Source organism: Bradyrhizobium sp. CCBAU 53338 (assembly GCF_015291665.1).
GTDB lineage: Bacteria > Pseudomonadota > Alphaproteobacteria > Rhizobiales > Xanthobacteraceae > Bradyrhizobium.
In genome coordinates this window covers 1,604,702-1,617,764 of record NZ_CP030048.1, presented here as the reverse complement: position 1 = coordinate 1,617,764, position 13,063 = coordinate 1,604,702, and the positions used below count along the sequence as shown (strand labels likewise).

The window sequence follows — 13,063 nt, the reverse complement described above, 5'->3', positions numbered from 1 at the left end:
GCGACATCTTTAGACCACCGGCTTCACGCCCGGCAGCCCCTGCACCAGTTCGCGGAACTTGGTGCCGCGGATCTCGAAATTGCGGTACTGGTCGAACGAGGCGCAGGCCGGTGACAGCAGCACGACCGCGTCAGCGAGCCCCGACGCTTCGGCATCGCGTGCGGCATGTTCGACGGCAACGTCGAGCGTCTGGCTGATCTCGTGCGCGACCTGCGCACCGAGCGTGCCGGAAAACTCCCGCGCGGCTTCGCCGATCAAATAGGCTTTGCGGATGCGCGGGAAGAAGCCGGTGAGGCCCGTGATGCCACCCGCCTTCGGCTTGCCGCCGGCGATCCAGAAGATGTCGGCAAAAGATGAGAGCGCATGCGCGGTGGCGTCCGCATTGGTGCCCTTGGAATCGTTGACGAACAGTACGTTGCCGCGGCGGCCGACCTGCTCCATGCGATGCGCAAGACCGGGAAAGCTGCGCAGGCCGTTCTGAAGCACGTCGAGGCCGATGCCCATTGCCAGCGCGGCCGCGGCGGCACACGCCGCGTTCTGCGCATTGTGCAGGCCGCGCAGCGAACCGATGCCGCCGAGCGTCGCGACCTTGCTGCGCGCACCGCCCGCGGTGCGCACGATGGTGCCGTGCTCGACGTGGATGCCGGAAGCCAGCGGGTTCTTGACGGAGATCCGCACCACGTTCTTGCCGGCGCGATCGAGCCGATCGGCGATGTCGCGGCAATAACCGTCGTCGACGCCGACGATCGAGGTGCCGCCACCTTGCACGTTCGCAACCAGGCGCTCTTTCACCGCAGCGTAGCGCTCGATCGTGCCGTGACGATCGATGTGGTCTTCGCTGACATTGAGCAGGATGCCGACGGACGGATCGAGCGAGGGCGTGAGGTCGATCTGGTAGGACGACATCTCGATGACGTGGACGCGGCCCATGCGCGGCGGCTCCAGCGACAGGATCGCGGTGCCGATATTGCCGCCCATCTGGGTGTCGTAGCCGGCGACCTTGGTCAGATGCGCGATCAGCGCCGTCGTGGTCGACTTGCCGTTGGTGCCGGTGATGGCGACGAACGGCGCGTTCGGCGCATGCCGCCGCCGCTCGCGGCAGAACAGCTCGATGTCGCCGATCACCTCGACTCCTGCTTCGCGGGCCTTCAGCACGCTCCAGTGCGGCACCGGGTGGGTCAGCGGCACGCCGGGCGCGAGCACGAGTGCCGCGAAATTCGCCCAGGAAACGCTGCGCAGGTCCGCGGTGATGAAACCCGCCTGCGCGGCCTTGGCGACATTCTCGGCATTGTCGTCGGCGGCGATCACCTCGGCACCGCCGGCCTGCAGCGCGTGGCAGGAGGCGAGCCCCGAGCCGCCGAGGCCGAACACCGCGACCGTCTTGCCGGCGAAGGATGTGACCGGGATCATCGCGGAACCGTCAGCGCAGCTTCAGCGTGGAGAGGCCGGCCAGCGCCAGCATCACCGAGATGATCCAGAAGCGGATCACGATCTGCGGCTCCGTCCAGCCGAGCTGCTCGAAATGGTGATGAATCGGCGCCATCCGGAAGATGCGCTTGCCCGTGAGCTTGAACGAGACCACCTGCACGATGACGGAGACCGCCTCCAGCACGAACAGGCCGCCGATCACCGCGAGCACGATTTCGTGCTTCACCGCGACCGCGATCGACCCCAGCATGCCGCCGAGCGCGAGCGAGCCTGTGTCGCCCATGAAGATCGAGGCCGGCGGCGCATTGAACCAGAGGAAGCCGAGGCCGGCCCCCAGCAGCGCGCCGCAGAGCACCGCGAGCTCGCCGGTGCCCGCAACATATTTGATCTGGAGATAGTCGGCGAACACCGCGTTGCCGGCGAGATAGGCGATCATCGCAAAGCTCGCGGTCGCGATCATCACGGGCACGATGGCGAGGCCGTCGAGGCCGTCGGTCAGGTTCACCGCATTGCCGGCGCCGACGATGACGAAGGCGCCGAACACGACGAAGAACCAGCCGAAATGCAGCACGGTGTCCTTGAGGAAAGGGATCGTCAGCGCGGTCGACGCGGGATCGCGGTTCAGCCGCACCAGCGCATAGCAGGCAACGAGGCCGATGATCCCTTCGATCAAGAGGCGCAGCTTGCCGCCGAACCCGCTCGTGGTCTGCTTGGTCACCTTGAGGTAATCGTCATAGAAGCCGACGAAGCCGAAGCCGAGCGTCACCGCCAGCACGATCCAGACGTAGGGATTGAGCGGATTGCACCACAGCACGGTGCCCACCGTGAGGCCGGACAGGATCATCAGCCCGCCCATGGTGGGTGTGCCCTTCTTGGCCAGATGCGATTGCGGTCCGTCGGTGCGGATCGGCTGGCCCTTGCCCTGGCGGATGCGCAGATGATCGATGATCCAGGGTCCGAACAGGAACACGAACAGCGCGCCGGTGACGATGGCGCCGCCGGTGCGGAAGGTGATGTAGCGGAAGACGTTCAAAACGGTGCGCACTGCACCGTAACCCGGAATAGTGTTGGAGAGCTCGATCAGCCAGTAAAACATTCAGTCGGTCCTATGGCGCCTGTCGTTCGCGGCCTTCGCGACGGCCTGAACGTGTCTCACGCGCATTCTCTGGCCTTCATCATGGGGTCGGGCGACCTCAAAAAAACCGGACGGCGGCGCGCCGCAAAGGGTGGGATTCGGGAACAGCGCCTTCCAAGCAGTTTACGCCTTTGCCTGCAAGGCGGCCACTAGCCCCGGCACAAACTTGTTGACCCAGAACATCTTCTTGCTGCCCTTGACAACCACGACGTCGCCTGCCTTCAGCAAGCCAGCGACCTCGCTCGCCTCAAGCGTCGCGGGATCGTCGTGCCAGCCGAGCCCTTTCCCGGCGGGAAGCGCGTCATAGAGGTGGCGCATCAGCGGCCCGACGCAATAGATGCCGTCGATGCCGTCGAGATGCGAGGTCAGCGCAGTGTGGTATTCAGGCGCGTCCTCGCCCAGCTCCAGCATGTCGCCGAGTACCGCAATGCGGCGACCGCCGGTGACGTTGCGCGCCTGCAGGCTTTGCAGCGCGGCAGCGACGCTCGCCGGATTGCCGTTGAAGCTGTCGTCGATCACGGTGACGCCGCCGACCGCCTGCTCGACGCCGCGCCCCGTCATGATCCCGACGCGGTCGAGCTTGATCGCGAGCGTTGCGACATCGAGATGGGCTGCGTGGATCGAAGCAAGCGCGGCGAGCGCATTCTGCACACGGTGCGGCGCGCCCGGCGTCAGGCTGAAGGCGATCTCCTTCTTGCCGATCCCGGCCACGACCTGCCAGCTCTCGCCATGCGGCGCGTGGGCGACCTCGTGCACCTCGGCCTTCTCGCCGAAGCGCACCACCTTGCCCTTCCAGTCGGGCGCCTTGATGCCTACAGGCAGCACCAGCACGCCGTTTTCTGGCAGGCCGAGCGCGATCGACACCTTCTCGCGCCTGATAGCGTCGAGCGAACCGAGTTTTTCGAGATGCACCGGCTGGACATTGACGACCAGTGCGACGGCCGGCCGCGTCAATTCGCTGAGCCGCGCGATCTCGCCTCGCTGGTTCATGCCCATCTCGACGACCCAGAGGCTCGCATCAGGTCGTGCATTGCACAGCGTCAGCGGCACGCCCCAGAAATTGTTGAAGCTCGACGGGCTTGCATAGGCATTGGGATAGGCTGCCAGGAATTCCTTGGTGCTGGTCTTGCCGGCGCTGCCGGTGAGCCCGATCACCGGACCTTTGAAGCGCGCGCGTGCTGCACGCGCGAGGCGCCAGAGACCGTCGATCAGCGTGTCCTTCACGACGATCTGCGGAACACTGATGCCCGCGATCTCGTGCGGCACGATCATCGCGACCGCGCCGGACGCTTCCGCCTTGTCCGCGAACTCCCAGCCGTCACGCGAGCTGGCAAAGGCGGAGATGAAGCCGCCGCTCGGCGTTCCGCTCAGCGCCACGAACAGGCTGCCCGGCTTCACCAGACGGCTGTCCTGCGTGACGAAATCGATCGGGGTATCAGGGAATGATCCGCTCGCACCCAGCGCACGCGACACCTCGGCAACCGTCCATATCGGCCCGCTCATGCGACCCTCGTTGCTAATGCGGCGGCAACCGCCTCGTGATCGCTGAACGGCAGGACTTGGCTGCCGACGATCTGCCCGGTTTCGTGGCCCTTGCCGGCGACGAGCAGCGCATCGCCCTCCTCCAGTTCCTCGATCGCGGCGCGGATCGCGGCCGCGCGGTCGCCGATCTCGCGTGCACCCCTGGCGGTGGCGAGGATTGCGGCGCGAATGGCTTCCGGCTTCTCGCTGCGCGGATTGTCGTCGGTAATGATGACGCGATCGGCATTCTCGACCGCAATCTCGCCCATGATCGGCCGCTTGCCGGCATCGCGATCGCCGCCGGCGCCGAACACGACGATCAGCCTTCGCTTGGCGTAAGGACGCAGCGCCTGCAACGCCTTCGCCAGCGCATCGGGCTTGTGCGCATAGTCGACGAAAACAGGTGCGCCGTTGCGCTCACCGACGCGCTCCAGCCGCCCTTTGGCGCCTTCGAGATGTTCGAGACTCGCAAACACATGAGCCGCATCGCTGCCGGTGCCGATCGCAAGACCGGCCGAGACCAGCGCATTCTCGATCTGGAATTCGCCGACCAGCGGCAACCGTACCGCCCAGGTCTTGCCGCGATGTTCGAGGCCGAGCTTTTGCGAGAAGCCTTCGACCACGGCATCGACGAGACGAATGCCCTCACCTGCTCCATCACCGTGACGGCCCACCGCCATCACGCGCAGGCCGCGCGACTTCGCCGCATCGCGTGCTTCTGCCGAGCAATCATGGTCGGCCGAAATCACCGCGGCGCCGCCGGGCTGCACGAGCTCGCGGAACAGTCGCAGTTTTGCCGCGAGGTAGTGCGCGACCGTCGGATGATAATCCATGTGGTCACGCGTCAGGTTGGTGAAGCCGCCGGCGGCAACGCGCACGCCATCGAGGCGGTATTGATCGAGCCCATGCGACGACGCCTCGAACGCGAGATGCGTCACGCCTTCGCGCGCGATCTCGTCGAGCTGCCGATGCAGCGCGATCGGATCCGGCGTCGTCAGCGAGCCATAGACGGTACGCTTCGGCGAGACGAGGCCGATGGTGCCGATGCTGGCCGAGCTATGGCCGAGCCGCTCCCAGATCTGGCGCGTGAACGCAGCGACCGAGGTCTTGCCGCTGGTTCCCGTTACCGCCGCGATCGTCGCAGGCTGTTCCGGGAAAAATCGCGCCGCCGACAGCGCCAGCGCACGGCGCGGATTGGCGACGGCAATGAACGGCACCTTGCATCCGTCAGGCGCATGATCTCCGACCACGGCCACGGCGCCGGCCGCAATAGCCGCATCGATGAAACGGGCACCGTCGGTCTTCGCGCCCGCAAGCGCGAAGAAGAGATCGCCGGGCCTGACCACGCGGCTGTCGAGGGCAATGCCTGTTACCTCGAGCGCCGCAACTCCGGGCTCGATTGCGGCATCATTGCCTAAGAGGTCAGCCAGCTTCATGGTCTTCCGGTCGCCGCGCCGGAAAGCCGAATCTTGTCGGAAATCCCGACTCAGCGGCGGTCACGGCCTACCCAGTTGATTACTGGGTTGTCCTGGATGCTGCAAGAATAAGGCGGTCCGCGGGCGGCAGGTCGAAGCGGGGCTCGATGCCGAGAAGCGGTCCGATACGGCTGATGACGTTGCCAGCGGTCGGAACGGCGTTCCAGCCCGAGGTGATGAAGCCGTAGGTTTCCTTCAGCGGCTGCGGCTCGTCGAGCATGATCAGGAGCTGGTACTTCGGCTTGTCCGCCGGAATGATCGCGGTAAACGCGGTCAGGACCTTCTTCTTGGCATAGCGCCCGTTGACCACCTTTTCCGCGGTACCGGTCTTGCCGCCGATATAATAGCCCTTCACGTCCGCCTTGCGAGCCGTGCCGATTTCGGCGTTCAGGCGCATCAGGAACCGCATCTTGTCCGAGGTCTCGGGCTTGATCACGCGCTTTGCGATTGCCCGCGCCTCCTCCTCGGAGCGCTTGAGGAAGGTCGGAGGAATCAGAAGGCCGCCATTCGCGAGCGCGCTGACGCCCATCACCGCCTGCAGCGGTGCCACCGCAATGCCGTGGCCGAACGCGATGGTGATGGTGTTGAGATCGCCCCAATGCCGCGGCACGATCGGCGATGCGCTTTCAGGCAGTTCGGTACGGAGCCGCTCGAGCTGGCCCATCTTGCGCAGGAACGCCTTGTGCGCTTCCACGCCCTGCGACAGCGCGATCCGTGCCGCGCCGACGTTGGAGGAGAAAGTGAACACCTCCTTCATGGTCAGGAAGCGGCCCTTCGGCTCGTCGTCATGGATCGCGAACTTGCCGTAGTGCAGCGGCGCACGCGCATCCCACAGCGAATCGAGTCCGTATTTGCCGGTGTCGAGCGCCATCGCCAGCGTGAACGCCTTGAATGTCGAGCCCATCTCGTAGACGCCGGTCGTCAGGCGGTTGATGCGATCCGGATCGTGCACTTCCTTCGGGTTGTTGGGATCGAAGTCGGGCAACGACACCATCGCGATGATCTCGCCGGTATTGACGTTGGTCACGAGGCCGGAGGCCGCCTTGGTGTGAAACTTTTCCTTGGCCTTGAGCAGCTCGTCGCGCAGCGCGTGCTCGACGCGCAGATCGACCGAGAGCTCGACCGGCTTCTGCAGCCGGTCGATGGCAAAGCCGGCGCGGTGGAGATCGGCGAGGCCCTGATTGTCGAGCCACTTCTCCATGCCCGCGATGCCCTGGTTGTCGATATTGACCAGACCGATGAGGTGAGCGACCTCGTTTCCGGTCGGGTAGACGCGCTTGTTTTCGCGCAAGAAGCCGATGCCGGGCAAGCCGAGCTTGTGGATGTCCTGCTGCTGCTTCGCCGTGATCTCGCGCTTCAGCCAGACGAAGCCCTTGCGCGACGACAGGCGGTCGCGCACCTCGGCCTCGTCGAGGTCGGGCACGGTCCCGGTCAGAAGCTCGATCGCCTCGTCCTTGTCGATGATGCGGCGCGGCTCGCCGAACAGGCTGGACGCCTTGACGTCGGTCGCCAGGATCGCGCCGTTGCGGTCGACGATGTCGGGCCGCGCGGTCGCAACCACTTCCTGCGCGGCGGCACGACGCGCGCCGTGAGCATCGGCGCCGATCGCAAACATCACGAGCCGTCCACCGATCAGGGTGTAGACCGTGGCAAAAGCAAGTATCGCGAGACCCACGCGCGCGCGCGCCTTGGCGGCGCGATCGACATTGCGCCCGTAGAGCAGGCTGCGGATCAGGCGTTGCCGCCAAGGCTCGGCTGACCGCTCGGTCGGTTTGGCCGGAACAGCGCTCATTGCTTGTCCTCGGGCTGCGGCACGGAGCCCGTCACGCTGTCCGGATCGCTCGCGGCTTCGATGGTGTTGATCATGGACCCGATCGGATCAGGCTCGCCTGGCCGGAACATCCGCGGCGGACGGTCCGGCAGGTTCTTCAGTGAATCATATTGCGTCCCGTTGACGGGCTTGAGCGGCAGATGCCGCTCGACGAGGCCCTGCAGGCGCAGGGGGGCATCGAGCTTGGCCCATTGGGAGCGCAACTGCGCGATCGCATCGCGCTGCTCGCGGATCTCGGCGTGCAGTCGCAGCACCTTCTCGACGCGGGCGGTCGAGTCCATCTTGATCCGGTAGACATAGGCGGCCGCGAAGACCAACGCGCCGATGACGAGGAGGTGGATGAAGCGCATGTGCTAACCGCCCCTCATCACGTCGGACAGTTTTGGCCAGGACGATGGCTCGTCGTCGGCATGCACCGGCGCCGAGGTGCGCTCGGCGGCGCGCAGCTTTGCGGAACGGGCACGTGGATTGCGCGCAACCTCCGCTTCGCCGGCGATCACCGGTCGCCGCGTCAAAAGCTGGAAGCTCGGCGCGGTCTGCGCCACTTCCGGCAGATGCCGCGAGCCGCCGCCGGTCCTGGAGCGCTCGGCCAGGAAATTCTTGACGATGCGGTCTTCGAGCGAATGGAAGGAAACCACGACAAGACGGCCGCCGGGCTTGAGCACGCGTTCGGCGGAGGCGAGCGCGGTCTGGAGCTCCTCGAGCTCTTCATTGACGAAGATGCGCAGCGCCTGGAACGTCCGGGTCGCCGGGTGAATGTCGCCGGGCTTCGAGCGCACCACCCTGCCGACGAGATCGGCGAGCGCGCGCGTGGTGGTGAACGGCGTCTCCTGCCGGTCAGCCACGATGGCGCGGGCGACGCGGCGCGAATGGCGCTCCTCGCCGAAGAGATAGATGATGTCGGCGAGATCGCTCTCCGAGGCGCGCGCGACGACATCGGCGGCCGTCGGCCCCGTCTGTCCCATCCGCATGTCGAGCGGACCGTCCAGACGGAACGAGAAGCCGCGACCAGCCTGGTCGAGTTGCATCGAGGAGACGCCGACATCCATCACGACGCCGTCGACCGCATCGACGCCTTGCACCGCACAGACTTCGGCGAGATTCGAGAAACGGTCTTCGACCAGCGTCAGCCGGCCCGCGGCTTGCGCGACCAGTTCTGCACCGCCGGCGATCGCCGTGCTGTCGCGGTCGATCGCGATCAGGCGGGTTCCCGGCACGTCGAGGATGGCGCGGCTGTAACCGCCGGCACCGAAAGTGGCGTCGACATATACGCCGCCCTCGCGCGGCGCGAGATGCGCGATCGCCTCGCGGCCAAGCACGGGAATGTGCGGCGCGTCGCTCATGCATCGCGCCTGTCGCGGCCGCAGGTAAAATCGGGGGCGAAGCAGCCCATCACGCCTCGAATCATTCCGCGTCGCGGCGGTTCCACGACAAAGCCCCAGTCCAACGCGCGCGCCGCGCCCGGTCGTCCCAGGCGGCAGACCCGGTGTTCCCAGCGGAATATGTCGGGCAACCATGGGATTTCGAGCCAAAATCGCTTCTGGCCGCCTCCGGACGCGGGTCGGCTCTTCATCTCTCAGTAACGGCCCTTAGCGTTAAGAAAGCGTTGATCGGTTCGTTACATCTCGAAAAGGTCGCGGAACGGTGATGCGTCATCCACACACTGGGGCCAAAATGTACCCGTTAACCGCATCGCGCGATTGCGCGGACCGGAGGGTAAAGGAATAGTAAAGAGAAGGGCTTGGCTCCTCTTCGTCCTATCCTGAGTTGTTTATGTCGTCCGGTCCGTCCACACCATCCGGTACTGATTCGAAGCGTCAGCGCGTTCTCCCGGTTCCCAAGGCCGCGGCGAACATGCGGACATTCGAGCCGGATTCGTCGATCGTCTCCGACATCATCCCCTCGCCCAACCATGGCGAGCGCAACAAGGGCCGCCAGCCTGACATGATCGTGCTGCACTACACCGGCATGCCCGACGTCGAGGGCGCGCTGGCGCGGCTGTGCACCGCCGGCACCGAGGTGTCGGCCCATTACGTGGTGCTGGAGGACGGCCGCATCGTGCAGTGCGTGCCCGAAGCGCGGCGCGCCTGGCACGCCGGCGTCTCGTCCTGGGCCGGCGAGGACGACATCAATTCCTGCTCGATCGGGATCGAGATCATCAATCGTGGCCACGATTGGGGTTACCCGGAATATCCGCTGCGCCAGATCGCTGCCGTGATCGCGCTGTGCCGCGGCATCATCCTTCGCCGCAAGATCGCGCCGCAGCGGGTGCTCGGCCATTCCGACGTCGCGCCCGCGCGCAAGAAGGATCCCGGCGAAAAATTTCCATGGCATTCCCTGGCGAATTCCGGCGTCGGTCACTGGGTGACGCCCGCGCCGATCGTGCGCGGCGAAACCCTCATGCTCGGAACCATCAGCGACGAGGTGCTGGGCCTCCAGCAGGCGCTCGCCCGCTACGGCTATGGCGTACCGCTATCGGGCAAATACGACGCCGCGACGATGGAAGTCGTCACCGCCTTCCAGCGCCATTTCCGCCCCGCGCGGCTGGATGGCGTTGCCGATCACTCGACGCTGTCGACCTTGCAGGCGCTGCTGGCCAGCCTGCCGGCGGATGGAACGACGGTCGCGTCGAAGTGACGGAGCGTGGCGTCTACTCCATCTCCCTCACCCGCCGCGCATACAGCCGACGCAACGGCTCCAACTGCGTCGCTTCCGTCGCAGCAGCATAGGCCTCGCGCGCTTCCTGCTTTCGTTCCAGCCGCCGCAGTAAATCCGCGCGCACGGCGGGCAACAGCTCGTAGCCATCGAGGCCACCGCGCGCGGCGACCGCGTCGACGAGATCGAGTGCGCGCGCCGGGCCGTCGACCATCGAGATCGCGGCAGATGGTTGAGCTCGATCACCGGTGACGGGCTGATGCGCAGCAGCACTTCGTAGAGCCCGGCGATCTGCCGCCAATCGGTTTGCTCAAAGCTCGGGGCGCGGGCATGCAGCGCGGCAATCGCAGCCTGCACCGCATAGGCCTGCGGTCGGCCCGGCACGCGCAGCGCGTCATCGACGAGCCGCAGGCCCTCCTCGATCTGCGTGCGATCCCAGAGGGTGCGGTCCTGCTCTTCCAGCAGCACGACGTCGCCGGCCGCGGTTTCGCGCCCGGCGCGGCGTGCATCGTGCAGCAACATCAACGCCAGCAGGCCCTTGATCGCGGCGCGATCGGGCATCAGCCGGTCAAGCAGGCGGCCGAGCCTGATCGCCTCGACGGCCAAATCGGGCCTCATCAAGTCCGCACCCGAGGTTGCGACATAGCCTTCGGTGAAGACGAGGTAGATCACGGCAAGCACGCCATCGAGCCGCGGCGCCAGCGCGTCGCGCCCGGGCACTTCATAAGGAATGCCGGCGAGCCTGATCTTCTGCTTGGCGCGGACGAGGCGCTGCGCCATCGCATCCTCACCGGCGAGGAAGGCGCGCGCGACCTGCGCGGTGGAGAGGCCGCAGACGGTGCGCAGCGTCAGCGCAACCTGGACCTCGGCCGCGAATGCCGGATGGCAGCATGTGAAGATCAGCCGCAGCATGTCGTCGTCGAGCATCGCCGGCGGCTCGGCCGGCGCCTCCGCGTTGAGCTCGAGCTCATGCAGAAGCTCCTGCTGCTTGCCGCGGAACGCGGCCTGGCGCCTGATACGGTCGATCGCCTTGTTGCGGCCGACATTGACGAGCCATGCGCGCGGATTGTCCGGCAGTTCGCCCGCCGACCAGCGCTCCAGCGCCACCGCGAAAGCGTCCTGGAGCGCGTCCTCGGCCAAATCGAAATCACCGACGAGGCGGATCAGCGTGGCCAGCGCCCGCCCCGCCTCGTCGCGGAAGATCCTGTCGATGTCGGTGGCCGCGATCACTTGTAGATCATGACCGGCCTGACCTCGATCGAGCCCTCCCTGGCCCCGGGAATTCGCGCGGCCAGCGCGATGGCTGTATCGAGATCCTTGGCCTCGACCAGATAATAGCCTCCGAGTTGCTCGCGGGTCTCCGCAAAAGGACCATCGGTGGTCAGGGTCTTGCCGTCACGCACGCGCACGGTGGTCGCCGTGGTGCTCGGCTGCAGCCCATCGCCGGCCTTGAAATGGCCGCTCTGCACGATGGACTGCGTGTAAGAGCCGTACTCCGCCGCCATAGCCTGACGGTCTGCGGGGGTCATCTTGCTCATTTCCGCTTCGCTTCGATAGATCAGCAGCAGGTACTGCATGGCTCAACTCCTGTTGTTCGGCTGGATTGCCGACATCCAGTCGAACGGGGTCCGCGCCCGACGACAGCTTCAGGATAAATTATTTACGCTTACTGCGTGCGCCACGATCTTGGCTTGACGAACCCGTCACAAATGCCCATTGCCTTGTCAGTCAGTCGGCCGGACGGCCGCTCCGGCACGTGCCGAAAGGCCGCCGGGGAGGAAAGTCCGGGCTCCCTTGACATGCGGTGCCGGATAACGTCCGGCGGGGGCGACCCCAGGGAAAGTGCCACAGAGAACGAACCGCTCCCTCCTCGGAGGAAGTAAGGGTGAAAAGGTGCGGTAAGAGCGCACCGCGGGTCCGGCAACGGAGCCGGCATGGTAAACCCCACCGGGAGCAAAACCGAATAGGGGCGGCGTAGCGGGCTGTTCGCGCAAGCGATAACGCCGCGGGGCGATGTCAGGCCCGCCGTCCGGGTAGGTTGCTCGAGGCCATGTGCAAACACGGCCCCAGAGGAATGGCCGTCACGTATCGCTTGCGCAAGCAGGCGGTGCCCTACAGAACCCGGCTTACAGGCCGGCTGATATCTTGCGACGAGGGGTCCGATGCCGACGCATCGGGCCCCTCACCAATTTCGCCGCCGTCATTTTCGGGGCGTGCGCAGCACGAGCCCCGGAATGACGGCAGAAGTTCATGCAACAATCTCGTTCAACACACCCATCAACGCCTCCGGCGCCGTGACATTCGGCGCGTGGCTGGCGTCGAGCTCGAAGTAGCGCCAGCCATCCTCGCTCTTTGCGCGCCCTGCGAACTGGCCGAACACGTCGCCCGGCGGAATGCGGGCGCAATAGATGTAGCTCCGCGGCATCGCGGGTTCGCCGTGCTGAAGCTTCAGCTTCGTCTCGAAGCATTTGAGCGGCATGTTGATGCGGCGCGCATTGAGCCAGTCGAGATCGGCCTGCGGCGTGTCCGGTGGCGGCGGGTTCGGCGGGATGCGATAGCCGTCGGCGGCGGCAGCCGCCTTGCGCATCGGCTCGCGTCCGCCTTCGTTGAGATCGAACAGCGACTGGCCGTCGCGCGGCACGAAGGCGTCGAGATAGATCAGCTGCGTGACGCGCTCGCGCGCGCGATCGGCAACGCCTGTCGCGACCATGCCGCCATAGCTGTGGCCGAGCAGCACGATGTCGCTCAAGTCTTCGAACTTGATGACGTTGAGGATGTCCTGGATGTGTGTATCGAGATCGATCGCGGCGCTGGCGAGATGCGATCGCTCGCCGAGCCCGGTGTAGGTCGGCGCGACCAGCCGGTGGCCGGCCTGCGCCATCAGCGGATGCATCTTCTTCCAGGCCCATCCGCCGGACCACGCGCCATGACAGAGCAGAAAGGTTTTCGCGCGTGCGGCCATCGGTGTTTCCATCGTTCTTGTTTGAAGCGATGGAGTGTAGCGGCCGAACGCGCTAT

General features: G+C 65.9%; 10 protein-coding genes, 1 other RNA gene and 1 pseudogene. 2 read left to right on the top strand and 10 right to left on the bottom strand.

Translation table 11 applies throughout. From position 1 onward, the window contains the following. Positions 1 to 9: 9 nt before the first annotated feature. From murD to rsmH, 7 genes are all read right to left on the bottom strand, one after another. The gene (gene murD / locus XH90_RS07790) at positions 10 to 1,410 is read right to left on the bottom strand and encodes a UDP-N-acetylmuramoyl-L-alanine--D-glutamate ligase (RefSeq protein WP_194480111.1); all 1,401 of its coding nucleotides are present in this window, start codon (positions 1,408 to 1,410) and stop codon (positions 10 to 12) included. A gap of 10 nt (positions 1,411 to 1,420) precedes the next feature. Then, on the bottom strand, positions 1,421 to 2,524 hold the full coding sequence (gene mraY, locus XH90_RS07785) for a phospho-N-acetylmuramoyl-pentapeptide-transferase (RefSeq protein WP_194480109.1): 1,104 nt from the start codon (positions 2,522 to 2,524) through the stop codon (positions 1,421 to 1,423). 162 nt (positions 2,525 to 2,686) lie between these two features. Beyond that, entirely contained in the window at positions 2,687 to 4,066 is a 1,380-nt protein-coding gene (murF, locus tag XH90_RS07780; protein WP_194480108.1) for a UDP-N-acetylmuramoyl-tripeptide--D-alanyl-D-alanine ligase, read from the bottom strand. Then, positions 4,063 to 5,520 (bottom strand): UDP-N-acetylmuramoyl-L-alanyl-D-glutamate--2,6-diaminopimelate ligase, encoded by a 1,458-nt coding sequence (locus XH90_RS07775; RefSeq protein WP_194480106.1) that lies wholly within the window; start codon positions 5,518 to 5,520, stop codon positions 4,063 to 4,065. Before XH90_RS07775 ends, murF begins: the two co-directional genes overlap by 4 nt. Before the next feature lie 79 nt (positions 5,521 to 5,599). Continuing rightward, complete coding sequence (locus XH90_RS07770) at positions 5,600 to 7,351, bottom strand: penicillin-binding protein 2 (protein ID WP_194480105.1); 1,752 nt, start codon at positions 7,349 to 7,351, stop codon at positions 5,600 to 5,602. Further along, positions 7,348 to 7,740 carry a hypothetical protein gene (locus XH90_RS07765; protein ID WP_194480104.1) on the bottom strand — a complete coding sequence of 131 codons (393 nt, stop codon included), beginning with the start codon at positions 7,738 to 7,740 and terminating at the stop codon, positions 7,348 to 7,350. The genes XH90_RS07770 and XH90_RS07765 overlap by 4 nt, the downstream gene beginning before the upstream one ends. A 3-nt stretch (positions 7,741 to 7,743) precedes the next feature. Further along, entirely contained in the window at positions 7,744 to 8,733 is a 990-nt protein-coding gene (rsmH, locus tag XH90_RS07760) for a 16S rRNA (cytosine(1402)-N(4))-methyltransferase RsmH (RefSeq protein ID WP_194480102.1), read from the bottom strand. Between the two features lie 511 nt (positions 8,734 to 9,244). On the opposite strand from rsmH, the gene XH90_RS07755 reads away from it, so the two are divergent. After that, complete coding sequence (locus tag XH90_RS07755; RefSeq protein WP_194480100.1) at positions 9,245 to 10,027, top strand: N-acetylmuramoyl-L-alanine amidase; 783 nt, start codon at positions 9,245 to 9,247, stop codon at positions 10,025 to 10,027. 13 nt (positions 10,028 to 10,040) lie between these two features. On the opposite strand, the pseudogene XH90_RS07750 reads toward XH90_RS07755, so the two are convergent. Next, positions 10,041 to 11,275: pseudogene (locus XH90_RS07750) on the bottom strand (RNA polymerase sigma factor). Further along, complete coding sequence (locus XH90_RS07745) at positions 11,272 to 11,622, bottom strand: YciI family protein (protein ID WP_194480098.1); 351 nt, start codon at positions 11,620 to 11,622, stop codon at positions 11,272 to 11,274. Before XH90_RS07745 ends, XH90_RS07750 begins: the two are co-directional and overlap by 4 nt. A gap of 151 nt (positions 11,623 to 11,773) precedes the next feature. Here XH90_RS07745 and rnpB point away from each other — a divergent pair. Beyond that, positions 11,774 to 12,190: RNase P RNA component class A (gene rnpB, locus XH90_RS07740), an RNA gene on the top strand. Positions 12,191 to 12,293: 103 nt separating this feature from the next. On the opposite strand, the gene XH90_RS07735 is transcribed toward rnpB, so the two are convergent. Continuing rightward, the gene (locus XH90_RS07735) at positions 12,294 to 13,007 is read right to left on the bottom strand and encodes an alpha/beta fold hydrolase (protein WP_194480096.1); all 714 of its coding nucleotides are present in this window, start codon (positions 13,005 to 13,007) and stop codon (positions 12,294 to 12,296) included. Positions 13,008 to 13,063 lie beyond the last annotated feature (56 nt).

Excerpts from the sequence above, each read along its gene's own strand:
- murD (WP_194480111.1), bottom strand. The coding sequence starts at position 1,410 with ATGATCCCGGTCACATCCTTCGCCGGCAAGACGGTCGCGGTGTTCGGC.
- mraY (WP_194480109.1), bottom strand. The coding sequence starts at position 2,524 with ATGTTTTACTGGCTGATCGAGCTCTCCAACACTATTCCGGGTTACGGT.
- murF (WP_194480108.1), bottom strand. The coding sequence starts at position 4,066 with ATGAGCGGGCCGATATGGACGGTTGCCGAGGTGTCGCGTGCGCTGGGT.
- XH90_RS07775 (WP_194480106.1), bottom strand. The coding sequence starts at position 5,520 with ATGAAGCTGGCTGACCTCTTAGGCAATGATGCCGCAATCGAGCCCGGA.
- XH90_RS07770 (WP_194480105.1), bottom strand. The coding sequence starts at position 7,351 with ATGAGCGCTGTTCCGGCCAAACCGACCGAGCGGTCAGCCGAGCCTTGG.
- XH90_RS07765 (WP_194480104.1), bottom strand. The coding sequence starts at position 7,740 with ATGCGCTTCATCCACCTCCTCGTCATCGGCGCGTTGGTCTTCGCGGCC.
- rsmH (WP_194480102.1), bottom strand. The coding sequence starts at position 8,733 with ATGAGCGACGCGCCGCACATTCCCGTGCTTGGCCGCGAGGCGATCGCG.
- XH90_RS07755 (WP_194480100.1), top strand. The coding sequence starts at position 9,245 with ATGCGGACATTCGAGCCGGATTCGTCGATCGTCTCCGACATCATCCCC.
- XH90_RS07745 (WP_194480098.1), bottom strand. The coding sequence starts at position 11,622 with ATGCAGTACCTGCTGCTGATCTATCGAAGCGAAGCGGAAATGAGCAAG.
- XH90_RS07735 (WP_194480096.1), bottom strand. The coding sequence starts at position 13,007 with ATGGCCGCACGCGCGAAAACCTTTCTGCTCTGTCATGGCGCGTGGTCC.